Below are 22,951 nucleotides of genomic sequence, written 5' to 3' on the forward strand. Positions count from 1 at the left end.
GCTCAGACCCAGTAGGGGACGCGGGCGCGGTACTGGCGCATGGCGACCGCCGCGAGCGCCCACCCGATCGCCGTGAGCACCAGCACCACCACCCAGTGCCGCACTTCCTGGTCGGCACCCAGCAATGGCGCGCGCACGATGTCCAGATAGTGCAGCAGGGGGTTGAGCTCGACGATCTTGGCCCAGGACCCGGCGCCCTGCTGCTGCAGCGTCGACTCGTTCCAGATGATCGGGGTCATGAAGAACAGCAACTGCACGATCGAGGCCAGCAGCGGTCCGATGTCGCGGTAGCGGGTGGCGAGAATGCCGAAACAGATTGACACCCATACGCAGTTCAGCACGATCAGCCCCAGCGCGGGGATCACCGCCAGGTCGGTCCACTTCCACGGCTTCGGATAGATGATCGCGATGACCACGAAGATGACGATGTTGTGGCCGAACAGGATCAACTGCCGCCACACCAGCCGGTAGACGTGGACCGACAGCGGGGTCGGAAGTTGTTTGATCAGGCCTTCATTGGCGATGAAGACGTCGGCGCCTTCGAGGATCGAGGCGTTGATCAGGTTCCAGATGATCAGGCCGAGCGTGACGTAGGGCAGGTGCTCCTCGAGCGGCAGTTTGAACAGCTTCGAGTACAGCAGGCCCATCGCCACCGCGGTGGTGCCGGTGGCGATGGTGATCCAGAACGGGCCGAGCACACTGCGCCGGTAGCGCTGCTTGATGTCCTGCCAGCCCAGGTGTAGCCACAGCTCGCGCTTGCGGAAACCTTCGCGGAGATCGCGTACCGCCCGGGTCATGGTCTTGGATTCGGATGCCGCGTCGGTGAATGTCATCTCTGGAACCTTTCGCTCCTGCCCAACCGCCGCAGGCGAATCCATTCGCGTAGACCCGCGGGGTCGCGTCGGGACACCAGAAAGTACCAGCCGAACCGGACCCACTCCTGGGGCAGGAGTTTGCGCAATCCCGGCTGGGACAGCAGATAGCCACGGTTGCGGTAGGTATAAAAACGTTTAGTACCGTTTTCCGGATACTGGGCGTGCATCCGGCCACCGAGGATCGGTTTGAACTCGTCGGTGCCGCACGGGTGCAGATAGCTTGCGGTCAAGCATGTTCCGAACGGCAGGCCGGAGCGCACCAGGCGCCGGTGCAGTTCGACCTCGTCGCCGCGGACGAACAGGCGCAGATCCGGGACGCCGACGGCGTCGACCGTTGCGGCCCGGAACAGGGCGCCGTTGAACAGCGATGCGATACCGGGCAGCACATCGCCTTCGCCCTCGGTACGCAATTCGCTGACCAACCGCCGCCACACCAGTCCTCGGCGCAGCGGGAACGCCAGCCGGTCCGGGTCGTCGAGGTTGCACACCATGGGCGAGACCTCGGCAAGGCTGTACTGCTCGGCGCAGGCCAGCAGGGTGGACAGCACGGTGTTGTCGGCGGGGCGGCCGTCGTCGTCGGCCAGCCAGATCCAGTCGGCCCCCTGGGCCAGGGCGTGCAGCATGCCCAGCGCGAAACCGCCTGCGCCGCCGAGGTTTCGACGGGAACCAAGATAGGTGGCCGGCACCGGCTGCTCGAGGACCAGATCGCGGACGGCCTCGTCGTCGTCGTTGTCGACGACGATCAGGTGGTCGGGTCTGCGGTCCTGGTCCGCCACTGCGGCAAGGGATTTGGTCAGCAGTTCCCGACGCCGGTGCGTCACGATCACCGCGATGACGGATTCAGGCTCCACGGGCCGTTTCCTCCAGCACCTCGCGCACGTGGCGCGCGGCGTCGGGGCCCTCGTACGCGCCGACGACCTCTTCGATGCCGCCGGTCATCTTGATGGTGCCGTGGTCGATCCACATCGCGGTCTTGCACAGGCGGGCCAGGAACTCGTTGGAATGGCTTGCGAACACCAGGATTCCGGACCGTTCCACCAGGCTCTGCAGCCGTGACTGCGCCTTCTTCAAGAAATCCGCGTCGACCGCCCCGATGCCCTCGTCGAGCAGCAGGATCTCGGGGTCGATGCTGGTGACTACGCCCATCGCCAGACGCACGCGCATACCGGTCGAATAGGTGCGAAGCGGCATCGACAGGTACTCGCCGAGTTCGGTGAAGTCCGCGATCTCGTCGACCTTGGCCAGCATCTGCTTGCGGGTCTGTCCCAGGAACAGGCCACGGATGATGATGTTCTCGAATCCCGAGATCTCGGGGTCCATCCCGACGCCGAGGTCGAACACCGGGGCCACCCGGCCACTCACCGTGGCAGAGCCTCGCGTCGGCTCGTAGATGCCCGAAAGTAGCCGCAGCAGTGTGGATTTACCCGCACCGTTGTGGCCGACCAGCCCGACCCGGTCGCCCATTTTCAGTGACATCGTGATGTCGCGGAGTGCTTCGATGACGACGACGTTCGACTCGTTCCGTCCGATGGCGCCGCCGGCCTTGCCGAGGAACGCCTTCTTCAGCGATCGGGTCTTGGCGTCGAAGATGGGGAACTCCACCCATGCTTCGCGCGTCGAGATAAACGGATCAGACAACGCGACCTACAGGTACTGACCGGTGCCGGGGTGCGACGGGCCGCGCTGCCCGCTCGGGACCTGCAGTCCGGGCGGCAGGGCGCCCTGGCGCATCTGCTCGAGCTGTGCGCGGGCAGCCATCTGCTGGGCGAACAACGCCGTCTGGATGCCGTGGAACAGGCCTTCCAGCCAGCCCACCAACTGCGCCTGCGCGATGCGCAGTTCGGCGTCGGACGGCACGTTGTCCTCGGTGAACGGCAGCGTCAGCCGCTCGAGCTCCTCACGCAGTTCGGGGGCCAGACCGTCCTCGAGTTCGTGGATGCTGGTGCGGTGGATGTCGCGCAGCCGCTCCCGGCTCGCGTCGTCGAGCGGAGCTGCCCGCACCTCTTCCAGCAGCTGCTTGATCATGGTGCCGATGCGCATGACCTTCGCCGGCTGTTCGACGAGGTCTGTCAGCGACTTGCCGTCAGCGTCGGCATCGGCCTCGTCGGCCGTGCTGGCCAGGATCTCGATGTTGTCATCGTCGGGGTTGATGGTCATCGCCTTCCCTTGCGTCTTGTCAGTTCCGGGTCGTGTCAGTTCTTGGCCCTGGTGGCCGCGTTCTCTCCGTGCCAGCGGTAGATGCGGTCCTCACCGTTGTCGTAGATCTTCTCCCACGACCGTGAGCTGTCTAGCGACACTAGTCCGTCGGGCATGACGAACCCTCGGACCACCGGTGTGCTGGTGAGCACGTAGCGGATGTTGAGTGCCTCGACCGCCTCGGCAACGCGCGGATCGGTGTCGGCATCATCTGCGTATGCCCAGAAGATGAACCGGTGATACCCGGGGCCCTGTTGGACCGGGTAGTCGTAGTGGGTCCACAGCGGGTGCAGCCCGGACACCGCGTACATCCAGGCGGTGCCGTCGGTGTTGGCGTCGCCGATCAGCGTGGTGCGAGCATCGGGCAGTTGCGCCAGGTAGGCGAACGCCTCGAGGTCCTTGGCGCCGACCATCACCGAGTCGTACTTCTGCCCGAACAGGTACTTGTGCCGGGGGAAGTAGTGCCAGGCCAATCCCACGGTGGTGGCGACCAGCGCGACGGCGGCCGCGGCGCGGATCCAGGCCGGGCGGGCGCCGGTCCGGCGCAGGGCGGCGGCGCCCAGCAGGACCAGTGCACACAGGCCGATCGCCGCCATCGGTGCGTAGAGCATCGTGACCACCGCCGACAGCCGGCGCGGGTCGCTGTAGAACAGGTCGCTGAACTTGCCCGTGATGACGCCGAGCGGCCCGCCGAACGGCGCACCGGAATGCACGATCGACGCGATGAGGATCAGCCACACCGCCAGCGGCCACCAGATCTTCTTGACCAGCATGACCAGGCCGCCGATGGCGGCCAGCGCGATCAGCGCGTTCTGGATCGGGAAGTCGTTGAGGTGGCGGGTGTGCTGGACGACCGCCGCAAACAGCGAGTACTTCTTGCCGAGGTGGTTGACGAAGGCGTGCCCGACGATGATGTCGGCTTGCTGAAGGACCCCGAGAAACTGGGGAAGCATGATCAGCAGGCTCGGCACCGCGACGGCGACCAGCGCCAAGAAGTCCGACAGCCGGCTGCGCACCGGATGCCACACCGCCTCCACCAGCCACCAGACGCCGACCAGCAGCACGGTCACGACACCGCCGGTCAGGTGCACCGAGAAGACACCGACCGTGGCGAGCACGGCCAGACCGACGCGGTCGCGGTGCGCCGGCGTCGAGATGATCAGGGCGAACACCGGCACCGCGAGCCCGTAGGCGACCAGGTTGGGCATCGCCGCCACGTCGAATTCCACGTAGGGCACCGCGGTGAACGACGCGGCGAGCGCGGCCGCGGTGGCCGCAGCGACGGCGGTGCGCATCTCGCAGGCGTGCGGGCGGACCATCTTCCACGTCAGCACCGCGGCGCTGACCGGGAACAGCCACACCGCCGCGACGACCGAGCTCACGGTGTAGGCGGTGGTCGCCGCGGCACCGGTGAGCTGGCAGTAGACGGCGGCCAGGGCGTGGAAGGCCGACGGGTAGTAGAGCGCCTCGTGGGTCTCGACGTTGCGCAGTTCGCCCATGTGGGTCGGCGACGCCTGGCCGGTCTCGAGGATCCACCGGATCGTGTTGGCGTGCCAGACCGAGTCCCAGGTACTGGGGACGGATTGCCAGTGCGCCAGCCCGGCGAATGCCGCGGCGGCGATCAGTGCGGCACCCAGCAGCACCCCGGCCGCCACCAGCAAGGCGGGCTTCCTGGTCATCCCCGACGCCTCGGCGTCAGGGTCGCGATAGCCGGCCAGCACCCTCCGCAACCCGGCCGCAATGGCTGCGACGATGGCTACAGCAAACAACGCCGTCCACGTGTTCCACGGCACGCCGAGCGCCCCGAGCGGAACGATCGTCAGCGCAACGGTGCCGTAGGTCAAGGCTGGACCCACTGCGACCGCCGCCGACACGGTAAGTCCGCCCGCCCTGGCTATCAGCGCCCCGGGTATCACCAGCAACAACAGTGCGATTAGCACTCCGAACCCGAAGCCCACTGGACTAGTATGGCTGCCCAGGGCGACCCGGTCCGAGCATGGTCTCGGAAGTGCAAACGTGCGGTCGGGCGCTCACCAAATCGTGTCGGTTTGTGATATTTGCGGACGCTCTAAGGTGGCTGGCATGGCATACGACGTCGCCCGGGTGCGTGGCTTGCATCCGTCATTGGGCGATGGGTGGGTCCACTTCGATGCCCAGAACGGCATGTTGGTGCCCGATTCGGTCGCGACGACGGTTTCTACCGCCTTCCGCGGCTCGATGCCCACCGCTGTGGGACCGCACCCATCGGCTCGCCGCAGCGCGGCCGTTCTCACCGCTGCCCGCCAGGCTGTCGCAGACCTGGTCAACGCCGATCCCCGGGGCGTGGTCCTGGGCGCGGACCGGGCCCAGCTGCTGACCGCGCTCGCCGAGGCTTCCTCGAGCCGGGTCGGGCTCGGCTACGAGGTGGTGGTCACCCGCCTGGATGACGAGGCGAACATCGCGCCCTGGCTCCGGGCGGCGAATCGCTATGGCGCGAAGGTCAAGTGGGCCGAGGTGGACATCGAGACGGGCGAGCTGCCGTCCTGGCAGTGGGAAGGGCTGATCGACAAGCCGACCCGCCTGGTCGCCATCGCGTCGGCCTCGTCGACCCTGGGAACCGTCACCGATCTGAGCGAAGTGACGAAGCTCACTCATGAGGTCGGGGGCATGGTCGTGGTGGACCACTCGGCCGCGGCCCCGTACCGGCTCATCGACATCAACGAGATCGACGCCGATGTCGTCGCCCTCAACGCCGTGCCGTGGGGCGGCCCGCCGATCGGTGCCCTGGTGTTCCGCGACCCGTCGGCGATCGATGCCCTGGCCTCGGTGTCGCTGAACCCGCAGGCGACCGGGCCGGCCCGTCTCGAGGTGGGCGCGCACCAGTACGGCCTGCTGGGCGGAGTGGTGGCCAGCATCGAGTACCTGTCCAACCTCGACGACACGGCCAGTGGCTCGCGCCGCGAACGGCTGACGGTCTCGATGCAGTCGGCCGGCGCGTATCTGGACCGCCTGTTCGAGTACCTGGTGTCCTCGCTGCGCTCCTTGCCGTTGGTGATGGTGATCGGCAGGCCCGAGTCGCAGATTCCGGTCCTCAGCTTCGTGGTGCGGGACATCCCGGCCGAGCGCGTGGTGCAACGGCTGGCCGACAACGGGATCCTCGCGATCTCGAATGCCAGCTCGCGTGTGCTCGACGTGATCGGCGTGAACGACATCGGTGGTGCGGTGACGGTCGGGCTGTCGCACTACTCGACGGGCGCCGAGGTCGACCAGCTCGTGCGAGCACTGGCCTCGCTCGGCTAAACCGTCAGGACGATCTTTCCCGACACCTCACCGGAAGCCAGCAGTTCGTGGGCGCGCTGGGCCTCCTGGATGGGCAGTTCGGCGCCGACGATCGGACGGACCCGCCCGTCGGCGATCATCGGCCAGACGTTGTCGAGGACGGCACGCACCACCTCGCCCTTGCCTCCGGGTCCGTCCACCGGACGGGGCCGCAGCGACGTGGCGATGACCCCGGCCCGCTTGCCGAGCAGCTTCGCGATGTTCAGTTCGGCCTTGATGCCGCCCTGCATGCCGATGATCACCAGGCGCCCGCCGGTGGCCAGGGTGTCGACATTGCGGTCCAGGTAGGCCGCTCCCATGATGTCGAGGATCACGTCGGCGCCCGCGCCGCCGGTTTCGGCCCGGAGCCGCTCGACGAAGTCCTCGTCGCGGTAGTTGATGGTGATGTCGGCCCCCAGCTCGCGGCACAGCGCCAGCTTGTCCGCCGACCCTGCAGTTACGGCGACGCGCGCGCCGAGCGCATGGGCCACCTGAATGGCGTGGGTGCCGATCCCGCTGGCGCCGCCGTGCAGCAGAACGAGTTGACCGGGCGCCAAACCTGCGGTCATGACGAGGTTCGACCACACCGTGCAGGCCACCTCCGGCAGTCCTGCGGCATCATTGGGAGCAACGCCATCGGGCAATGGCATCACTTGCGGGGCGGGCACGGCGACATACTCGGCGTATCCGCCGCCTGCGAGCAATGCGCACACGGGTTGCCCAACTGACCAGTCGGTAACATCTGCGCCGAGGGCGGCGACGGTGCCCGAAACCTCCAATCCGATGACCTCACTGGCGCCTGGCGGGGGCGGATACTTGCCCGCCGCCTGGAGCAGATCGGCGCGATTGACGCCGGCGGCGTGAACCCGAATCAGAATCTCATCGTTTGCTGGTGTGATATCAGCGACGTTTTCCCAGGTCAGATGGCCATCGGCGGAGGCGGCGATTGCATGCATTTTTTCCACGCTACAAGCCTTCTATTTCCCAAGCGCAGCAATACTGACGTCCCTTACGATTGCGCCCATGGTGGGGATGATTGCGGGGCGCACGGCGGGTGACATGCCGGGCCTGGACATCGCCGAGCAGAGGTCATGGCAGAACTACCTCGACTCGGCGTTGCGAATGTATGCGACCTTGAACCGGTCGCTGGTAGATGCGCATCATCTGACGCTGAACGATGTGCGCCTGCTCGATATCTTGGACAAATCCCCGACCGGCTCGGCTCGGATGGGTGATTTGGCCGAGCGATTGATGTCCCTGCCCAGCCGGGTGACCCGTCAGATCCGGCGGCTGGAAGTTCAGAACCTGGTGACCAGGTGTGCTAGTCCCGACGACGGGCGTGGCGTTGTCGCCACGATCACCGAAGAAGGCCGGGCTGCTGTCCGCGAGGCGATGGTGACGTACGGACAGGGCGTCCGTTCGCACTTTCTCGGCAGGCTCTCACGCCCGCAGATCGCGGCGATGGGGGAGAACTGCCGCCGGATCAGCGTCGCGCTGAAGAACGGATCCCCGCCCGCCCACATCGGTCGGGTCTGAAACCCGTACTCTTGTCGGCGGTGGCGTGGCAGAGCGGCCTAATGCACTCGCCTTGAAAGCGAGAGACGGCTAACACCGTCCGGGGGTTCAAATCCCTCCGCCACCGCCATCAGTTCTTGTGCGTGGCCGAGGTTTCCAGTGCCTCCATGATCTTCAACGACAGGAAGGTCATCGGGCCTTTGTCGGCGAACTTGTCGGCTACATTCCCGGCGATACCGCCCTGGACCGCGAGCTCGCCGATCAGGTCGAGCTTGAGCTGCGGGCTGCCCTCGGAGAAGTCGAGATCCGCCAGGTCGACCCACACGATGTTGGGGCGGGTGGTGGATTCATACACGTACCGCTTGTTGGTGAGGTCGAGCACCACCTGCCAGATGGTCTGGGAGGCATCGGGCTTGCCCGGGTCGGGGATGCGGAACGGCTGCGCGGCGTTGCGGATCACCGAGAACATGCCCGCGATGGCCTCCACCTGACTGGACGGTGTGGGCAACCGGCCGGCGTAATAGGTGGCCCGGGCGAAGCGGTCGCTGGCCAGGGTCGAGCCCGGAATCGGCTGGTCGCCACCGAGTCCGGTGAACGCCTTCACCAGCTCCAGCTGTTGATCGAAGGTCGGTGAATTGGTCATCACCCGGTAGTCCTTCGAGTGATACACCTGGGCGTGGCCGTCGACGTACTCGATGATCGCCGAGTCCCCGGTCGCGTCGTCGAGGGCGAGGTGCAGTCCGGGGCGGGCGCCGCCGGTCGGATCGTCCATCTGGACCACCTGAACATCGGTTTCCGCGACCCACGCCGTCGCCTCGGCGACGGTGGCGAAGTTGTCCAGGAAGTACTGCAGCCAGATGGCCTGGCCGAGCTGGGTACGCGAGGCGTCGGGCTCGCCGTAGGTCGATTCGGCCAGCCACAGGATGTGCCCGGCCAGGCCCGCCTCGTTCATCCCGTCCACGGAGGTGATGTCGAAGGCGGAGGCGACCACACTGCCGTACTTCGAGGTCCAGGTGAGCTTGCCCGCGACCGCGTCGTCACGTTCGACGCCGCGGGGTTGTTTCCACAGGTTGGTCATCAGGTCCCTGTGGAAATCCATGTTCCTGCCGACCAGGACCGCATCGCCCGCTTCGGGCCAGATGACTCGCGTGCACATGCCGGCGAGCCTAGTGTCGGGCCGTGGCGATAGGGCGATGACGTCGAAAAATCAAGTGCGACTGACGGTTTCGCTGGTGAGGTGTCGAACTTCGAGCGGTTGGGTCCGCTTCACCCAAAAGTAACCTACGGTTCCGTAACCTACGGTACCGTAGGTTTTGAACGGCAGCTGATATCCACCGCCTGCCGAAGATGTTGGGAGGACACGAATGGACGCCCAGAGCGGAGTGCTCCACGAGCTCGAACCGGTTGTGGCGAGCAACCTCGACCGCCATCTGTCGATGGCGAAGGAATGGTTCCCGCACGATTACGTCCCGTGGAGCAGGGGACGCGACTTCGCCTTCCTGGACGGGGAGGACTGGCAGCCCGAGGATTCACCGCTGGACCATGTCGCCAAGGTGGCCATGACCGTCAACCTGCTGACCGAGGACAATCTGCCGTCCTACCACCGTGAGATCGCCACGCGGTTCTCCCGCGACGGTGCGTGGGGCACCTGGGTCGGGCAGTGGACGGCGGAAGAAGGCCGCCACAGCATCGCCTTGCGCGACTACCTCGTCGTCACACGCGGAGTCGATCCCGTTGCGCTGGAGCGTCTTCGCATGGCGCACACTGTCGCCGGGTACGACTCGGGTGACAAGACGCCCCTGGCGGCGATGGCCTACGTGTCGTTCCAGGAGCTGGCCACCCGGGTGTCTCATCGCAACACCGGGCGGGCATCCGGCTGCCCCATCGCCGACCAGCTGCTCGCCCGGATCGCCGCCGACGAGAACCTGCACATGGTGTTCTACCGCAACCTCATGGCGGCGGCCCTGGACATCACGCCCGACGCGGCGATGACGGCCATCCGCGACGAGGTGGTCAACTTCGCGATGCCGGGTCTCGGGATGTCCGACTTCGCGCAGAACGCCATCACCATCGCGAAGGCGGGCATCTACGACCTACGGGTCCATCACGACGATGTGGTGCAGCCGGTGTTGCGCTTCTGGCGGATCTTCGATCGGACCGATTTCGGGCCCGAGGGTGAGAAGGCCCGCGAGGAGCTGGCCCAATTCCTGGACGTGGTCGATGAGCGGGCCCGGTTCTACGAGGAGAAACGTGAGCGCACGCGTGTCGGGGCGGCTTCCTAGCAACTCGACGACTTCCGCTTAGCCCGTCAGACGTGTCGTACATCACACACTCGGGGAGATTCACCCACTATTGATCTTGGGTATCGAGGAGATGTTGGTGCGAAAAAGTTGTCGCGGGTCGTAACGAGTGGGGTCGAAAAATGAATCGGATCGGTCGTTGGTTGAGTGCGGTGGCATCGGGAGTGTTCCTGGCGGGCGGGTGCATCGCCGCCGCCGGGCAGGCATCTGCGGACTCCTGTGCGGATGTACAGGTGGTCTTCGCGCGGGGCACGTTCGAGCCGCCGGGTGTGGGTGGCGTCGGCGAGGCGTTCACCGATGCGCTTCGGGCCAAGGCCGGCGGGAAGTCCGTTGACGTCTACGCGGTGAATTACCCGGCATCGCTCGACTTCGCGACGGCCGCCGACGGGGTCGCGGACGCGAGTAACAAGGTCCAGGCCACGGTCGCGGCCTGCCCCGACAGCAAGATCGTGCTCGGCGGCTTCTCCCAGGGTGCGGCGGTGGCTGCCTACCTCACCGAGGATGCCGTGCCGCAGGGCTTCGTCTTGCCGCCGAGCATCACCGGCCCGCTGCCTGCGGAGGTGGCAGATCATGTCGCCGCGGTGGCGCTGTTCGGCAAGCCGTCGAGCGGCTTCCTGCAGATGATCTACACGGGCGCGCCGCCGATCACGGTTGGCCCCCGGTACGTCGCGAAGACCGATGATCTGTGCATCCCGGAGGACCCGGTGTGCTCGCCGACCGGTGGTGACAGCAACGCGCACAACCTGTATGCCGCCAACGGGCTGACCGATCAGGCGGCCGATTACGTGGTGTCGCGACTGAACGGTCAGCGGTCGAACCGGAGCGTGGACCAAGCCGCCGGGCACCGGTAGCCGCAACCCCTGAGACGGCTCACGCTATTGTTCGAGCACGTTCTCGGATAGGGGAGATTCAGTGACGGAACAAGAGCAGCAATTGACCGCCGGGCAGAAGGCCAAGCTGTACCTTCAGGCCGCAGGTGCGTTCGCGCGCAATCCGAAGGCGCTGGTCGCTCTTGTGAAGTACAAGCTTGCGGAGCGGAAGTCGGCCAAAGAGGCAGGCTGACGAAGCCTCACGGTCAGGTCGCACCCAATTGGCGCGCGGCCTGACCGAGTCTCTGCACCCCCGTGGCGATCTGGGATTCGGTGACGTTGGCGTACCCCAGGATCAGCCCGGGTGGTGCGGTAGCGGGGTCGGCGTAACAGGGCGCCAGGGCCTCCAGCCGGATGCGTGATTCGGTGGCGCGGCGGGTGAACTCTTCGATGGGGAAGCCGGCCGGGAACCGGACGGTCAGGTGCACGCCGGCGGCCGCGCCGAGAACCTCGGCCTGCGGTAGATGGCGCGCCAGTGCGGACAGCAGGGCGTTGCGCCGGACCGGGTAGCGGCGGCGCATCTGCCGTAGGTGACGGTCGTAGCCGCCGGAGGCCAGGAACTGGCTGAACGCGATCTGGTCCATCACCGAACTACCGGTGTCGGCAAGGCTTTTGGCGGTTCTGACCCGGTCGATCAGATGGCCGGGCACCACCATCCATCCGATTCGCAGTCCGGGCGCCAGGGTCTTACTCGTCGAGCCGAGGTACACCACCCGGTCCGGCGCCACCCCCTGCAGTGCGCCCACCGGGGCCCGGTCGTAGCGGTACTCGGCGTCGTAGTCGTCCTCGATGATCAACCGTCCGTGCTGTGCCCATTCCAGGAGTTCGGTGCGCCTGGTCGCCGAGAGCACCACGCCGGTCGGCGATTGGTGGGCCGGAGTGGTCAGCACCGTGGCCGCGCGACTGGCGGTCAGCGCGCCGACATCGATGCCGTTGCCGTCGACGGGGATGGGCAGCGGGTCGATGCCGTTGTGCTGCAGAACCATTCGGTGGAGCCAGAATCCAGGATCCTCCGTCGCCACCGGGCCGTCCAGGCATCGGGCCAGCAATGCCACGGCTTGTGTTGCGCCCGAACACAACACGATGAGACGGGGGTCGGCCACCACCCCGCGGGTGCGCCGCAGGTAGTCGGCCACCGCGGTGCGGGCGGCAGGCAGTCCGTGCGGTGCCACGTAGCCGAATGAGCTGGACTCGATCTCGGCCAGGCCCTGGCGCATGGCCCGCAACCACGCCTGACGCGGGAAGCTGGTGAGATCGGGTGAGCCTGGGGCGAAGTCGATGTCGAAGCGGGGTCGGGCACGGTCGGACTGGACGTGGCCAGACGGGACGGTGTCGACGGCCGCGACGCGGGTGCAGCCGCCCTGGCTGCTGTGCAGGAAGCCTTCGGCGGTCAGCTGTCCGTAGGCCTCGACCACCAGCCGCCGCGACACCCCGAGATCGGCGGCCAGCACGCGGGTGGACGGCAGCCGGGACCCGGGAGTCAACCGGCCGGACCGGATGGCGTCGCGCAGGCCGTCGGCGAGCTGGCGGTGTAACGGGCGCTTGCTGTTCCGGTCCAATTCGACCAGCAGTTCCGGGGCCGAACTGGTACCCGAAGTTGCCATGAAATTGGAGCCTACTCGGAGACCACTGCGGCGTTAGCGTGTTGACATGGCCAACGCTGCGGGCCCGGCGACACGAACCCGGCGCTACCCCGAAGTGGTCCTTGCCGTGTTCGGCGTCTACTCGGTGATGCTCGGTCTGTTCATGCTGCTGGCACCGGGCCCGTTCTTCGACACCCTCGGTGCCTTCGGCGTGCGCAACGATCACTACATCCTCGACAACGCCTCCTTCGAGCTTCCGCTCGGATTGATGATGCTGGCGGCCCTCAAGTGGCCGCGGTGGCGGGTGCCGGCGCTGGCGTTCGCCACCCTGCACTGGGCCCTGCATTCGTTGAGCCACCTGATCGACACGAACCACGCGGCAGGCAGTTGGGTGGGTTGGCTGGAGGCCGCTGGCCTGGTGGCGACCACCGTCCTGTTGGCAATCGCATTGCGTGTCAGCATGTCCGACGACAAGGCAGGAGAACCATAGATGCGTGTCCTGGTGGCCGGTGCGACCAGTGTTCCGGGAATCCCACTGTTGCGTGAGCTCAACAGGCGCGGCCACGAGGTGATCGGGGTGACGCGGTCTTCGGCGAAGACCGACCAGATCTCGGCGGCCGGGGCCAAGCCCGTGGTGGCCGACGTGTTCGACGTGGGCCAGATCGACGCCGTGCTGGCTGAGTTCGCCCCCGAGGCGGTGGTGAGCCTGTTGACCACATTGCCGAAGTGGGGGCCCAAGCGGCCCAAGGACTTCGGTCCCGCGACGGAGTTGTGGAGCCGAGGGGCCCCGAACCTGGTGGCCGCGGCTCAGCGCGCCGGCGTGCGCCGGGTGGTCGCGGAATCGGTCGTCTTCGCCTACGGCTATGGCTCGAGCGGGCCGGCCCTCATCGACGAGAGCGATCCCTATCCGGGACCACCGCCGCCGCACGGTGCAGACTTCCTGGAGGCACTGCGGGGCATGGAACGCACCGTGCTGGCCTCCGGCGAACACAGTGGGACCGAGGGAATCGTCTTGCGCTACGGCGTTTTCTACGGCCCCGAGGTGATCCATGACGAACTGTTCACGCGCCTGGCGAAGTGGTGGGCGCTACCGGCGCTGACCGGTCCCGGGATCCTGTCCTGGGTGCACATCGACGACGTCGCCCGGGCCACCGCGGACGCTCTCGAGAAGGGCCGCGGAGGCCAGATCTACAACATCGTCGACGACCGGCCGCAGTCGTTCGGCGACTACGTGAGGGAACTGAGCCGCAAGCTGCACCGGCCCCGACCGGTGCCGATCTCGCATCGACTGGTCGGTCTGGTGGCCTCGTACCCCGCGACCGCGTTCGGCCAGGCCTGGCTTCCGCTGTCGAACGCGAAGGCCAAGGCCGAACTCGGCTGGACGCCTATTCCCCGGTGAACTGAGGCGGGCGCTTCTGGAACATCGCGGTGACCGCCTCGGCCAGATCCTTCGACGGCAGGAAGGCCGAATTCCACGCGGCCACGTAACGCAGGCTCTCGGCCACCCTGGCGGTGCGCTGTTGGTCGAGCACGTCCTTGACCCCGGCGACGGTCAGCGGCGGGTTGGCGGCGATCTCGGCGGCCGTGGCGTGGGCGGCCGCCAACGAGGCCTCGGCGTCGTCGTAGACGTCGTTGACCAGTCCGATCTTCTCGGCCCGCGCGGAATCGATGTCCTTACCGGTCAACACCAGCTCGCGCAGGTGCCCGTCGGACAGGATCAGCGGCAGCCGGGCCAGGCTGCCCACGTCGGCGACGATGGCCAGCTTGGTCTCGCGCACCGAGAACTTGGCGTCGGTGCTGGCGTAGCGGATGTCCACCGCACTGATCAGGTCGACGCCGCCACCGATGCACCAGCCGTGGATCGAGGCGATGGTCGGGGTGCGGCAGTCGGCGACGGCCGTGATGGCGCCCTGCATCTTCTGCAGCCGCTTGTGGAAGCCCGCGCGGGCACCGGCGCCGGCGTCGAGGCCGGGCAACTCGGCGCCCATGGCAGGCAGGTCAAGGCCGTAGCTGAAGTTCTTGCCCGATCCGGTCAGCACGATCGCGCGAACGTCCGGGTCGGCGTCGAGGGTTTCGAACACGTCCGGCATCTCGGCCCAGAACGCCGGGCCCATCGCGTTGCCCTTGCCGGGACCCAGCAGCGTCACCTGGGCGACGTGGTCCTTGATCTCGACGGAAACGGACTCGTACGTGTCAGCCATGGGGTGGACACTACCGAGTATGGATGAACTCGATAGCGCCGAGGCCACGCTCGACGTGCTGCAACGCGTGCTGCACGGCGTCACCGCGGACGACCTGTCCCGTCCGACACCGTGCCGCGAGTTCGACGTGGCGGGGCTGACGGACCATCTGCTGAACTCGATCACCGTGATCGGCTCCGCGGCCGGTGCGCGGATTCCCGAACGCGACCGCGACACCTCGGTGCAGGATCAGGTGCTGCGCGCGGCGCGGCCCGCGGTGGAGGCATGGCGACAGCGCGGGGTGGACGGCACCGTGCCGTTCGGGCCGGGCGAGGCCCCGGCGCAGATGATGGCCCGGATCCTGTCGCTCGAATTCCTGGTGCACGCCTGGGATTACGCCGCGGCCACGGGGCAGACGGTCGACGTGCCGGATCAGCAGCCCGAGTGCGTCCTGGGGTGGGCGCGCGAGATCATCACGCCGGAGGGGCGAGTGCGCGCGGGCTTCGACGACCCGGTCGAGATCGGGGCGGACGCACAGCCGCTCGACCGGCTGCTGGCCTTCACGGGCCGCCGGCCGACGGGCTAGACGCGCTGCAGGTAGAAGTACAGATAGCGGCCGTCGACAACCGCGCCCTTGCCGTTCATGATGCCGACCACGGTGTTGTCGTCGACCACCTTGAAGTGGTCGTGCACGGGGCGGCCGTCGTAGACCATGGTCGCGGTCACCTCGCCGCGGAACTCTTCGAGCCACAGGCTGGCCTCGCCGTTCATGGCCTCGGTGTTGGAGAACTTGTTGCCGTCGGCGTCCAGGCAGACCAGCGGCTGGGCCTCGGCGGCCGAGCGGAATGTCTTGCCGAACCAGTTGAGCCGGTTCATGAATCCGTTGGCCTTGTGCCCGGTCTGGAACTCGCCGCCCTTCCACTCGCCGAGCATGAAGTCGATGCTGGCGGGCCGCAGCAGCGCCCAGAACGCGTCGAGTTCGGCGTCGGGGATCTGACCCTCGCGGCTGACGAATCCGTCGAACGTGCCGCGTGCGTCGCTCACTTGGTCTCTCCTGTCCGAGTCCCGGCGTCACCCGCGGTCCAGCGCTGGGCGAAGTCCAGAAAGGCGTCGTTTTCGTGCGGGGCGCCGATGGTGACCCGCACGCCGTCCTCACCGTACGGGCGCACGATGATGCGGTTGTCGGCGGCCCTGGCTACGAAGTCCAGGGTGCGTTCGGCCAGCGGCAGCCAGACGAAGTTCGACTGCGAGGGTGGGAACTCGAATCCGGCGTCGCGCAATGCCGCGCTGACGCGGATGCGTTCGGCGACGACGGCGTCCGTGCGGGCGAGGAGTTCGTCGGCGGCCTCCAGGCTGGCGATGGCCGCGGCCTGGGACACGCTGGTCGCGCTGAAGGGCACGTAGACCTTGCCCAGGGCGGTCACGATCTCCGGATCGGCGACCGCATAGCCGACCCGCATGCCGGCCAGCCCGTAGGCCTTCGAGAAGGTGCGCAGAACAACGACATTGCGATGCGAGCGGACCAGCCCGAAGCTGTCGGGCACCAACCCGTCGCGGATGTACTCCACGTAGGCCTCGTCGAGCACGATCAGGATGTCCGACGGCACCGCCGCCACGAACCGGGCCAGCGCCTCGGGTTCGACGACGGTGGAGGTCGGGTTGTTCGGGTTGCAGACGAAGATCAGCCGGGTGCGGTCGGTGATCGCCGCGAGCATGGCGTCGAGATCGTGAGTCTCGTCACGCAGCGGCACCGCGACACCCGTCGCGCCGGCGGTACGGATCTGCAGCGGATAGATCTCGAAACTGCGCCATCCGTACACGACTTCGTCGCCGACGGTGGATGTGATTTGTATCAACTGCTGGCACAGGCTCACCGAACCGCAGCCGACGGCGATGTTCTCCGGCGCGAAGCCGACGTGCTTGGCCAGATGTTCGCGCAGGTCAAGGTACCCGTTGTCGGGGTAGCGGTTGATGTTCTCGGTGGCTCGCAGGATCGCCTCGCGCACGCTGGGAAGCGGCGGGAACACGGTTTCGTTGCTCGCGATCTTGATTGCGCCCGGGACAGTTTTGCCTGGTGTGTACGCCGGAAGATCGGCCATTTCGGGGCGCAGACGGATACTCACTTGGCCAGAATAGGGGAGGCTGTGTACTGTGTGCCCTCGGCGGTTTCGGGCGACAGGACGGAGTCCGGTACCCTCACAGAAGTTCAAAGGAGGCGTGCCAGAGCGGCCGAATGGGACTCACTGCTAATGAGTTGTCCCCCTTACAGGGGACCGGAGGTTCAAATCCTCTCGCCTCCGCCACGGTTGACCTGTCAACCGCACAACTGAATAACGCTAGGCGCCCGTAGCTCAACGGATAGAGCATCTGACTACGGATCAGAAGGTTAGGGGTTCGAATCCCTTCGGGCGCACTCTAGAAAAATCGAGGCGCGGTCAGCAGACCGCGCCTCGATTTGTATTCGGAGATCTCGGCGGACCCTTGATGCGTCCATTTCGACGCCGGGGCTGTGATTCGCGCGCAGCGACAACCCTGGTGTCGATTTCGGCGCGGAGGCGCGGAGACGCGGAGGTGCGGAGGTGCGGCCGAGGGCCAAGCCCCGGCGGGCTCAGTCAGAAGCGACAGCGGTCGCGATGTCGATGGCCATCTCGCGCAACACGTCGTCGGTGACGAACTGGCGCGCGGTCTGGCGGTCCAGTCGCAGCACCGAGACCAACAGCTCGATGTGGCCGGCCACCTGAACCCGGGCCAGCTCCAGCGGCAGGTGCAGCCCGTGCAGATCGGCGAGGAACCCGCGCAGCGCGGTGACGCGGTCGTTCATCCACGGTGACCGGTCGGCCACCGTGGATGTCGAGGTCCTGCGCTGCCCGTGGTGGGCTTGACGTGCGGGCGCCTCAGGCCGCGTCCTGGCGCGGACACGGATGTCGCCGTGCGGTGAAGCGCATCCGGTGAATGCCGCCGTGCGCATGACCCTGGCGGTCGCCATGGCGTGTCTGTGACCCATCGTTCCCGTACCTGCCGACAATTGTTGTTTGCCAGTTAACTTTACGGGAATGTCTCAGGTTCAGCTCAGATTCGGCGTGCGCCTCAGTTCCACAGCACCGCGATCCCTGACGCGAGCAGGGGCAATACGCCGGCGGCGATGAACAGTCCCATGACAGGTTGGCCGCCCGCGCGACGCTGACGTGCGGTGCCGATGCCCAGCACCGCGCCGAGCGCCACCAGGATGATCAGCTTGGTGCCGATCTTGGGGTAGTTCAGGACGATGCCGGCCGGCCATGGTGCGGCCAGGGCCAGGCCGGTGATGAGAGACAGCGTCATGCCGTAGGTCATCACCGGGGTGATCAGGTAGCGCCGGGCCGCGGCCTCGGCGATCCAGGCGCCGACCATGACCGCGAATCCGATGAGATGTGCGTAAACAACTACGTTGCGTAGTAGATCCATGGTCGGAGTGTAAGCGGTGCGGGATCCCGGGCGCGTCGGCTTTGGTCACGTAGGCTCGCCGGATGCGGCTGCTGCTCATCGCCGACACCCACGTACCCAAGCGCGCCAAGGATCTCCCGGCCCAGGTGTGGGATGAGGTGGACCAGGCGGATGTCGTTGTCCACGCCGGTGATTGGGTGGACCCCACACTGCTCGACGCGCTCAGCTCGCGGTCGGCGCAGCTGATCGGCTGCTGGGGTAACAACGACGGGGCGGAACTGCGCAGGCGACTGCCCGAGCGGGCCGACGTGACATTGGGCGGTCTGCGATTCACAGTCGTGCACGAGACCGGTGCGGCCACCGGGCGAGAGGCCCGGATGGCCAGGGACTACCCCGGAACCGACGTCCTGGCCTTCGGGCACAGTCACATCCCGTGGGATACCACCGCGAAAACCGGTCTGCGCCTGTTGAATCCGGGGTCGCCGACCGACCGCAGGCGCCAGCCGTACTGCACGTACATGACGGCGCGCATCGCGGCGGGCGTGCTGTGCGACGTCAGCCTGCACACCCTGGACCGGCCCTGAACATCCCCTGCGGCTAGCTTGCCTCGCCGGCGCAGATCAGCCCGATGTGCTTGGTGGCCCAATCGCCCAGCGGTTCAAGGGCATCGAGTAGCTCCCGGCCCGCGGGCGTCATGGAGTACTCCACCCGCGGAGGCACCTCGTGGTAGCTCTCCCGGTGCACCACGCCATGACGCTGGAGTTCCTTGAGATGTTGGGTCAGCATTTTCTGGGACACCCCGGGCAGGCTGCGGTGCAGTGCGTTGAAGCGCTTCGGGCCTTCTTGAAGCTCCCAGAGGATCAGCGGCTTCCACTTTCCGTCCACCACTGCGAACGCCGCGTCGAGTCCACAGGTGTACTTGCCCAGCTGGCTCATGACAGGATCCTCGCAGTTCAGGCTCAATAGTTTCAAAAAGGTAAGTATCCCACTTTTTAGTGGGTACTTGTCCGGCGGTCAGTGTCCCTTCAACGATGGTGGCATGACAACCACACGCCATTCGGTCAGTTTCATCGGTCTGGGTGAGATGGGCTCAGCGCTGGCCCGCACCGCGATCAAGGCAGGGCATCCGACCATCGTCTGGAATCGCACCCAGGCACGGGCGGCCGCGCTCGTCGACGAGGGTGCCACTGCGGCAGCCGATCCGGCGGAGGCTCTCGCCGCGGACCTGATCGTGGTCTGCCTGTTCGACCAGGCTTCGGTGCGCGAGGTTCTCGACCCGGTGGCGGACCGGCTCGCCGGACGCCGCCTTATGAACCTGACCACGACGTCACCGGAAGGGGCACGCGAACTGGCCCGCTGGGCCACCGGCCACGGGGCCGACTACCTCGACGGCGGCATCATGGCGACGCCGGAGATGATCGCGACGCCGCAAGCGGCGATCCTCTACAGCGGCTCGGCCGCGCTGTTCGAGGACCATCGCGAGCTCTTCGAACTCTGGGGCAGCACTGAGTACTTCGGCGACGACGCCGGCATGGCGTCGTTGTACGACCTGGCGCTCCTGTCGGCCATGTACGTCATGTTCGCCGGTTTCTTCCACGGCGCGGCGATGGTGGGCGCCGCCGGGGTGCCCGCGAAGGAGTTCGCCGCCCGCACCGCCGCGTGGCTGCCGGCCCTGATGCCCGCGATCGCCGGATACGCGACGGTCATCGACGGCGGCGACTACAGCGTCCCCGGCCAGCAGAGCCTGCACTTCTCCGACATCAGTGACATCGTCGCCGCCAGCAGGGACCAGGGGATCAGCACCGACATCGTCGACGTCGTGCAACGGCTGATCCACCGGCAGATCGACGCCGGCTTTGGGGACGACGGCTTCGCGCGCGTCATCGAGAGCATCAAGGCGGCCGCATGACGACAGCGAGAAGCGGAGCGGGATCGCGCGTGGGCACGACCGTGCTCGGTCTCGGGCCGATGGGACAGGCACTCGCCGGGGCGCTGGTGGCGGCGAATCACCGCACCACCGTGTGGAATCGGACACCCGCCAAGGCCGACACGTTGCGTGCCCGCGGTGCGGTGTGGGCCGATACGCCCGCGGAGGCGGTGGCGGCCGGCGATCTCGTCCTGGTCAACGTCGTCGATCAGGCGGCCGCGGACGCTGTGCTGGACGCCGCGGGTGACGCGATCGCGGGGCGGGTGGTCGTGGGGTTGTCCTCAGACATCCCCGATTCGGCACGCCGCACGGAGGAACTGGTGACCGCGCGCGGCGGACGCTACCTCGACGGCGCCATCATGACGCCGACCGACACCATCGGAACACCCAGCGCCAGCATTCTTCTCGCCGGACCGCGGGATCTCTTCGACAGCCACCGGCCGGTGCTCGATGTGCTCGCGACGGTCAGCTGGGTCGGTGCGGACATCGGCCGCGCCGCGGCCTTCGACATGGCGCTGCTCGATGTGTTCTGGACATCGGTCAGCGGATTCGTGCACGCGCTGGCGATGTCGAGCGCGCACGGCATCGCCCCCACCGAGCTGCTGCCGCACGCGGGCAACATCGCCGCGATCCTGCCGCCGGTCTTCGGCGAGATCGCCGAACGCATCGAAGCCGACCGGCATGGCGACGCCAGCGCCTCGGTGTCGTCGGTGGCCGCCTCGGTCCGGCATCTGATCGCGGCCTCGGCTTCGGCGGGCCTGGATGCCGGCGCGCTGGAGGCGTTCCGGGGTTACGTGGATGCCGCGGTCGCCGCCGGCCACGGCGCCGACGAGATCAGCCGGATCATTCCGGCAGCCGTGACCGTGCCGACACCCTGAGGTGGCACGCTCGTCGGTATGGAGCAGAAGCCACCCAACGCAGTCATCGAGACAGCCCACCGCGCGCATCTGAAGAATCTGCCGTTCGAGGACACCCGGGATTTCGCGGACGCCGACCGGGGCTTCATCGGCGCCCTCGAACCCTGTGTGGTGAAGGCCGCCGACGGAAGAGTGGTGTGGGACAACGACGCCTATGACTTCCTGGCCGGCGATGCGCCCGCGTCGGTGCATCCCAGCCTGTGGCGCCAGTCGCAACTGTGCGCCAAACAGGGCCTCTACGAGGTGGTCGAGGGCATCTATCAGGTGCGCGGCCTGGACCTGTCGAACATCAGCTTCATCGAGGGCGATACCGGCGTCATCGTCATCGATCCGCTGATCTCCACCGAGACTGCGGCCGCCGCGCTGGGGCTGTACCGGGCGCACCGGGGGCATCGTGCGGTCAGCGCCGTCATTTATACCCACAGCCACGTCGACCACTTCGGCGGCGTGTTGGGCGTGACCAGCCAGGCCGATGTCGATGCGGGCAAGGTGGTCATCGTCGCGCCGGAACACTTCACCGAGCACGCCGTGCAGGAGAACGTCTATGCCGGCACCGCGATGGCGCGCCGGGCCGGTTATATGTACGGCGCAGCGCTGGACCGCAGCCCGCAGGGTCAGGTCGGCTGCGGGCTGGGGCAGGTCGGCTCAACGGGCGAGGTGGCGCTGATCGTGCCGACCCTCGACATCCGCGAAACCGGCGAGACCCACACCATCGACGGCATCGAGATCGAGTTCCAGATGGCGCCGGGCACCGAGGCGCCCGCCGAGATGCACTTCTACTTCCCGAAATTCCGGGCCCTGTGCATGGCGGAGAACGCCACCCACAATCTGCACAACCTGCTGACCCTGCGCGGTGCCCTGGTACGTGACCCGCACGGCTGGGCGGGCTATCTCACCGAGGCCATCGACACCTTCTCCGACCGTGCCGACGTGGTGTTCGCCTCGCACCATTGGCCCACCTGGGGTCGTGAGCAGATTGTCGAATTCCTTTCGCTGCAACGGGATCTGTACGCCTACCTTCATGACCAGACGTTGCGCCAGCTGAATCAGGGCTACACCGGGGTCGAGATCGCGGAGACCTTCCAGCTGCCACCTGCGCTGGAGAAGGCCTGGCATGCCCACGGTTACTACGGTTCGGTGAGCCACAACGTCAAGGCGGTCTACCAGCGCTACATGGGCTGGTTCGACGGCAACCCGGGGCGCTTGTGGCCACACCCGCCAGAGGCGCTCGGCCCGCGCTACGTCGAGGCCATCGGTGGAGCCGACCGTGTGGTCGAGCTGGCCGGGAAAGCTTTCGAAGAAGGCGATTTTCGCTGGGCGGCAACGCTTCTCGACCACGTGATCTTCACTGACGAGACCCACGCGCGAGCCCGCGAACTCTACGCCGACGTGCTCGAGCAGCTGGCCTACGGCGCGGAGAACGCCACGTGGCGCAATTTCTTCCTGAGTGGTGCCACCGAACTGCGGGAGGGAAACTTCGGGACCCCGACCACCTCGGCATCGCCGTCGCTGCTCGGACAGCTCACCCCCGAGCAGATCTTCGACACCTTCGCGATCAACGTGAACGGCCCGCGCTCATGGGATCTGGACCTGGCCATCGACGTGACCTTCGTCGATACCGCCGTCAACTACCGGCTCACCCTGCGCAACGGAGTGCTGGTCTACCGCGAGGCCGATGCCGACGAGGCCAGTGCGCACGCCACCGTGAGGCTGGCGAACAAGCTGCGACTGCTGGCGTTCGCTGCGGGGGATACGGCCTCGCCCGGCCTGGATGTCACCGGCGACGTAGAGGCCCTGCCGTCGCTGCTGGCGGTGCTGGACCGGCCCGACCCGAACTTCGACATCGTCACGCCGTGAGGTGAACGGAAC

At 67.0% G+C, this 22,951-nt stretch carries 26 protein-coding genes and 3 tRNA genes; 15 read left to right on the forward strand and 14 right to left on the reverse strand.

What is annotated here, in order from left to right; translation table 11 throughout:
- Nucleotides 1–2: 2 nt before the first annotated feature.
- From ACNQR1_RS03930 to ACNQR1_RS03950, 5 genes are read right to left on the reverse strand one after another with little or no spacing between them, the layout of a single operon-like run.
- Nucleotides 3–833 (reverse strand): ABC transporter permease, encoded by an 831-nt coding sequence (locus ACNQR1_RS03930; RefSeq protein WP_418044207.1) that lies wholly within the window; start codon nucleotides 831–833, stop codon nucleotides 3–5.
- On the reverse strand, nucleotides 830–1,726 hold the full coding sequence (locus ACNQR1_RS03935; RefSeq protein ID WP_418044209.1) for a glycosyltransferase: 897 nt from the start codon (nucleotides 1,724–1,726) through the stop codon (nucleotides 830–832). The genes ACNQR1_RS03930 and ACNQR1_RS03935 overlap by 4 nt, the downstream gene beginning before the upstream one ends.
- A complete protein-coding gene (locus ACNQR1_RS03940; protein WP_418044211.1) occupies nucleotides 1,716–2,513 on the reverse strand; it encodes an ABC transporter ATP-binding protein in 798 nt (265 codons plus the stop codon). The genes ACNQR1_RS03935 and ACNQR1_RS03940 overlap by 11 nt, the downstream gene beginning before the upstream one ends.
- Before the next feature lie 6 nt (nucleotides 2,514–2,519).
- A complete protein-coding gene (locus tag ACNQR1_RS03945; protein WP_418044213.1) occupies nucleotides 2,520–3,032 on the reverse strand; it encodes a bacterial proteasome activator family protein in 513 nt (170 codons plus the stop codon).
- A gap of 35 nt (nucleotides 3,033–3,067) precedes the next feature.
- Entirely contained in the window at nucleotides 3,068–5,029 is a 1,962-nt protein-coding gene (locus tag ACNQR1_RS03950) for a DUF6541 family protein (protein ID WP_418044215.1), read from the reverse strand.
- Nucleotides 5,030–5,153: 124 nt separating this feature from the next.
- Between ACNQR1_RS03950 and ACNQR1_RS03955 the strand changes: the two genes are divergently transcribed.
- Entirely contained in the window at nucleotides 5,154–6,350 is a 1,197-nt protein-coding gene (locus tag ACNQR1_RS03955) for a cysteine desulfurase-like protein (RefSeq protein ID WP_418044217.1), read from the forward strand.
- Here the strand turns inward: ACNQR1_RS03955 and ACNQR1_RS03960 are convergent.
- On the reverse strand, nucleotides 6,347–7,324 hold the full coding sequence (locus tag ACNQR1_RS03960; protein ID WP_418044219.1) for an NAD(P)H-quinone oxidoreductase: 978 nt from the start codon (nucleotides 7,322–7,324) through the stop codon (nucleotides 6,347–6,349). The genes ACNQR1_RS03955 and ACNQR1_RS03960 overlap by 4 nt on opposite strands.
- Nucleotides 7,325–7,391: 67 nt before the next feature.
- Here ACNQR1_RS03960 and ACNQR1_RS03965 point away from each other — a divergent pair, with 67 nt between their 5' ends.
- Both ACNQR1_RS03965 and ACNQR1_RS03970 read left to right on the forward strand, forming a co-directional pair.
- Nucleotides 7,392–7,904: a MarR family winged helix-turn-helix transcriptional regulator gene (locus ACNQR1_RS03965; protein ID WP_044513800.1), complete on the forward strand. Its 513-nt coding sequence runs from the start codon at nucleotides 7,392–7,394 to the stop codon at nucleotides 7,902–7,904.
- A gap of 19 nt (nucleotides 7,905–7,923) precedes the next feature.
- Nucleotides 7,924–8,013 (forward strand) — tRNA-Ser (locus tag ACNQR1_RS03970).
- On the opposite strand, the gene ACNQR1_RS03975 is transcribed toward ACNQR1_RS03970, so the two are convergent.
- Nucleotides 8,014–9,039, reverse strand: a complete 1,026-nt coding sequence (locus ACNQR1_RS03975; RefSeq protein ID WP_418044221.1) for a linear amide C-N hydrolase — start codon at nucleotides 9,037–9,039, stop codon at nucleotides 8,014–8,016. It abuts the tRNA gene before it with no gap.
- Nucleotides 9,040–9,247: 208 nt separating this feature from the next.
- On the opposite strand from ACNQR1_RS03975, the gene ACNQR1_RS03980 reads away from it, so the two are divergent.
- The 3 genes from ACNQR1_RS03980 to ACNQR1_RS03990 all read left to right on the forward strand — a co-directional run bounded on the left by ACNQR1_RS03980 (nucleotide 9,248) and on the right by ACNQR1_RS03990 (nucleotide 11,245).
- Nucleotides 9,248–10,165, forward strand: coding sequence for an acyl-ACP desaturase (locus ACNQR1_RS03980; RefSeq protein WP_418044223.1), 918 nt, complete (start codon nucleotides 9,248–9,250; stop codon nucleotides 10,163–10,165).
- A 140-nt stretch (nucleotides 10,166–10,305) separates the two neighbouring features.
- On the forward strand, nucleotides 10,306–11,034 hold the full coding sequence (locus ACNQR1_RS03985) for a cutinase family protein (protein ID WP_418044225.1): 729 nt from the start codon (nucleotides 10,306–10,308) through the stop codon (nucleotides 11,032–11,034).
- A 61-nt stretch (nucleotides 11,035–11,095) separates the two neighbouring features.
- Nucleotides 11,096–11,245, forward strand: coding sequence for a hypothetical protein (locus ACNQR1_RS03990; protein ID WP_418044227.1), 150 nt, complete (start codon nucleotides 11,096–11,098; stop codon nucleotides 11,243–11,245).
- A 13-nt stretch (nucleotides 11,246–11,258) separates the two neighbouring features.
- On the opposite strand, the gene ACNQR1_RS03995 is transcribed toward ACNQR1_RS03990, so the two are convergent.
- Nucleotides 11,259–12,656, reverse strand: coding sequence for a PLP-dependent aminotransferase family protein (locus tag ACNQR1_RS03995; protein WP_418044229.1), 1,398 nt, complete (start codon nucleotides 12,654–12,656; stop codon nucleotides 11,259–11,261).
- 46 nt (nucleotides 12,657–12,702) lie between these two features.
- Between ACNQR1_RS03995 and ACNQR1_RS04000 the strand changes: the two genes are divergently transcribed.
- Together ACNQR1_RS04000 and ACNQR1_RS04005 are read left to right on the forward strand one after the other, a co-directional pair.
- On the forward strand, nucleotides 12,703–13,125 hold the full coding sequence (locus ACNQR1_RS04000) for a hypothetical protein (protein WP_418044230.1): 423 nt from the start codon (nucleotides 12,703–12,705) through the stop codon (nucleotides 13,123–13,125).
- Nucleotides 13,126–14,034: an NAD-dependent epimerase/dehydratase family protein gene (locus tag ACNQR1_RS04005; RefSeq protein ID WP_418044232.1), complete on the forward strand. Its 909-nt coding sequence runs from the start codon at nucleotides 13,126–13,128 to the stop codon at nucleotides 14,032–14,034.
- Here the strand turns inward: ACNQR1_RS04005 and ACNQR1_RS04010 are convergent.
- Nucleotides 14,021–14,836 carry a crotonase/enoyl-CoA hydratase family protein gene (locus tag ACNQR1_RS04010; protein ID WP_418044234.1) on the reverse strand — a complete coding sequence of 272 codons (816 nt, stop codon included), beginning with the start codon at nucleotides 14,834–14,836 and terminating at the stop codon, nucleotides 14,021–14,023. The genes ACNQR1_RS04005 and ACNQR1_RS04010 overlap by 14 nt on opposite strands.
- A gap of 19 nt (nucleotides 14,837–14,855) precedes the next feature.
- Between ACNQR1_RS04010 and ACNQR1_RS04015 the strand changes: the two genes are divergently transcribed.
- Nucleotides 14,856–15,401, forward strand: a complete 546-nt coding sequence (locus ACNQR1_RS04015) for a TIGR03086 family metal-binding protein (protein ID WP_418044236.1) — start codon at nucleotides 14,856–14,858, stop codon at nucleotides 15,399–15,401.
- Here the strand turns inward: ACNQR1_RS04015 and ACNQR1_RS04020 are convergent.
- Complete coding sequence (locus ACNQR1_RS04020; protein ID WP_301681388.1) at nucleotides 15,398–15,859, reverse strand: DUF4334 domain-containing protein; 462 nt, start codon at nucleotides 15,857–15,859, stop codon at nucleotides 15,398–15,400. The two genes, ACNQR1_RS04015 and ACNQR1_RS04020, sit on opposite strands and share 4 nt — an antisense overlap.
- Nucleotides 15,856–16,938 carry a histidinol-phosphate transaminase gene (hisC, locus tag ACNQR1_RS04025; protein WP_418044238.1) on the reverse strand — a complete coding sequence of 361 codons (1,083 nt, stop codon included), beginning with the start codon at nucleotides 16,936–16,938 and terminating at the stop codon, nucleotides 15,856–15,858. The genes ACNQR1_RS04020 and hisC overlap by 4 nt, the downstream gene beginning before the upstream one ends.
- An 88-nt stretch (nucleotides 16,939–17,026) precedes the next feature.
- Between hisC and ACNQR1_RS04030 the strand changes: the two genes are divergently transcribed.
- Together ACNQR1_RS04030 and ACNQR1_RS04035 are read left to right on the forward strand one after the other, a co-directional pair.
- Nucleotides 17,027–17,118 (forward strand) — tRNA-Ser (locus ACNQR1_RS04030).
- A gap of 37 nt (nucleotides 17,119–17,155) precedes the next feature.
- Nucleotides 17,156–17,228 (forward strand) — tRNA-Arg (locus tag ACNQR1_RS04035).
- Nucleotides 17,229–17,423: 195 nt separating this feature from the next.
- Here the strand turns inward: ACNQR1_RS04035 and ACNQR1_RS04040 are convergent.
- Both ACNQR1_RS04040 and ACNQR1_RS04045 read right to left on the reverse strand, forming a co-directional pair.
- Nucleotides 17,424–17,801: a hypothetical protein gene (locus tag ACNQR1_RS04040; protein WP_418044240.1), complete on the reverse strand. Its 378-nt coding sequence runs from the start codon at nucleotides 17,799–17,801 to the stop codon at nucleotides 17,424–17,426.
- Between the two features lie 101 nt (nucleotides 17,802–17,902).
- Nucleotides 17,903–18,259 carry a Fe-S protein gene (locus tag ACNQR1_RS04045; RefSeq protein ID WP_418044242.1) on the reverse strand — a complete coding sequence of 119 codons (357 nt, stop codon included), beginning with the start codon at nucleotides 18,257–18,259 and terminating at the stop codon, nucleotides 17,903–17,905.
- 62 nt (nucleotides 18,260–18,321) lie between these two features.
- Here ACNQR1_RS04045 and ACNQR1_RS04050 point away from each other — a divergent pair, with 62 nt between their 5' ends.
- Entirely contained in the window at nucleotides 18,322–18,822 is a 501-nt protein-coding gene (locus ACNQR1_RS04050; protein ID WP_418044244.1) for a metallophosphoesterase family protein, read from the forward strand.
- Nucleotides 18,823–18,835: 13 nt separating this feature from the next.
- Here ACNQR1_RS04050 and ACNQR1_RS04055 read toward each other — a convergent pair whose 3' ends face one another.
- Nucleotides 18,836–19,174 carry a winged helix-turn-helix transcriptional regulator gene (locus ACNQR1_RS04055; protein ID WP_418044246.1) on the reverse strand — a complete coding sequence of 113 codons (339 nt, stop codon included), beginning with the start codon at nucleotides 19,172–19,174 and terminating at the stop codon, nucleotides 18,836–18,838.
- Nucleotides 19,175–19,277: 103 nt separating this feature from the next.
- Between ACNQR1_RS04055 and ACNQR1_RS04060 the strand changes: the two genes are divergently transcribed.
- From ACNQR1_RS04060 to ACNQR1_RS04070, 3 genes are read left to right on the forward strand one after another with little or no spacing between them, the layout of a single operon-like run.
- Complete coding sequence (locus ACNQR1_RS04060; protein ID WP_418044248.1) at nucleotides 19,278–20,147, forward strand: NAD(P)-dependent oxidoreductase; 870 nt, start codon at nucleotides 19,278–19,280, stop codon at nucleotides 20,145–20,147.
- A complete protein-coding gene (locus tag ACNQR1_RS04065) occupies nucleotides 20,144–21,043 on the forward strand; it encodes an NAD(P)-dependent oxidoreductase (RefSeq protein WP_418044250.1) in 900 nt (299 codons plus the stop codon). The genes ACNQR1_RS04060 and ACNQR1_RS04065 overlap by 4 nt, the downstream gene beginning before the upstream one ends.
- 18 nt (nucleotides 21,044–21,061) lie before the next feature.
- Nucleotides 21,062–22,939: an alkyl/aryl-sulfatase gene (locus ACNQR1_RS04070; RefSeq protein WP_418044252.1), complete on the forward strand. Its 1,878-nt coding sequence runs from the start codon at nucleotides 21,062–21,064 to the stop codon at nucleotides 22,937–22,939.
- Nucleotides 22,940–22,951 lie beyond the last annotated feature (12 nt).

The sequence above is a fragment of the Mycobacterium sp. 48b genome, from assembly GCF_048282725.1.
In the GTDB taxonomy this organism is placed as follows: Bacteria; Actinomycetota; Actinomycetes; order Mycobacteriales; family Mycobacteriaceae; genus Mycobacterium.

Coding starts and splice junctions, on each gene's coding strand:
- ACNQR1_RS03930 (WP_418044207.1), bottom strand. CDS start 833: ATGACATTCACCGACGCGGCATCCGAATCCAAGACCATGACCCGGGCG.
- ACNQR1_RS03945 (WP_418044213.1), bottom strand. CDS start 3,032: ATGACCATCAACCCCGACGATGACAACATCGAGATCCTGGCCAGCACG.
- ACNQR1_RS03955 (WP_418044217.1), top strand. CDS start 5,154: ATGGCATACGACGTCGCCCGGGTGCGTGGCTTGCATCCGTCATTGGGC.
- ACNQR1_RS03960 (WP_418044219.1), bottom strand. CDS start 7,324: ATGCATGCAATCGCCGCCTCCGCCGATGGCCATCTGACCTGGGAAAAC.
- ACNQR1_RS03965 (WP_044513800.1), top strand. CDS start 7,392: ATGGTGGGGATGATTGCGGGGCGCACGGCGGGTGACATGCCGGGCCTG.
- ACNQR1_RS03975 (WP_418044221.1), bottom strand. CDS start 9,039: ATGTGCACGCGAGTCATCTGGCCCGAAGCGGGCGATGCGGTCCTGGTC.
- ACNQR1_RS03980 (WP_418044223.1), top strand. CDS start 9,248: ATGGACGCCCAGAGCGGAGTGCTCCACGAGCTCGAACCGGTTGTGGCG.
- ACNQR1_RS03985 (WP_418044225.1), top strand. CDS start 10,306: ATGAATCGGATCGGTCGTTGGTTGAGTGCGGTGGCATCGGGAGTGTTC.
- ACNQR1_RS03995 (WP_418044229.1), bottom strand. CDS start 12,656: ATGGCAACTTCGGGTACCAGTTCGGCCCCGGAACTGCTGGTCGAATTG.
- ACNQR1_RS04000 (WP_418044230.1), top strand. CDS start 12,703: ATGGCCAACGCTGCGGGCCCGGCGACACGAACCCGGCGCTACCCCGAA.
- ACNQR1_RS04005 (WP_418044232.1), top strand. CDS start 13,126: ATGCGTGTCCTGGTGGCCGGTGCGACCAGTGTTCCGGGAATCCCACTG.
- ACNQR1_RS04010 (WP_418044234.1), bottom strand. CDS start 14,836: ATGGCTGACACGTACGAGTCCGTTTCCGTCGAGATCAAGGACCACGTC.
- ACNQR1_RS04015 (WP_418044236.1), top strand. CDS start 14,856: ATGGATGAACTCGATAGCGCCGAGGCCACGCTCGACGTGCTGCAACGC.
- ACNQR1_RS04040 (WP_418044240.1), bottom strand. CDS start 17,801: ATGGCGACCGCCAGGGTCATGCGCACGGCGGCATTCACCGGATGCGCT.
- ACNQR1_RS04045 (WP_418044242.1), bottom strand. CDS start 18,259: ATGGATCTACTACGCAACGTAGTTGTTTACGCACATCTCATCGGATTC.
- ACNQR1_RS04050 (WP_418044244.1), top strand. CDS start 18,322: ATGCGGCTGCTGCTCATCGCCGACACCCACGTACCCAAGCGCGCCAAG.
- ACNQR1_RS04055 (WP_418044246.1), bottom strand. CDS start 19,174: ATGAGCCAGCTGGGCAAGTACACCTGTGGACTCGACGCGGCGTTCGCA.
- ACNQR1_RS04060 (WP_418044248.1), top strand. CDS start 19,278: ATGACAACCACACGCCATTCGGTCAGTTTCATCGGTCTGGGTGAGATG.
- ACNQR1_RS04065 (WP_418044250.1), top strand. CDS start 20,144: ATGACGACAGCGAGAAGCGGAGCGGGATCGCGCGTGGGCACGACCGTG.
- ACNQR1_RS04070 (WP_418044252.1), top strand. CDS start 21,062: ATGGAGCAGAAGCCACCCAACGCAGTCATCGAGACAGCCCACCGCGCG.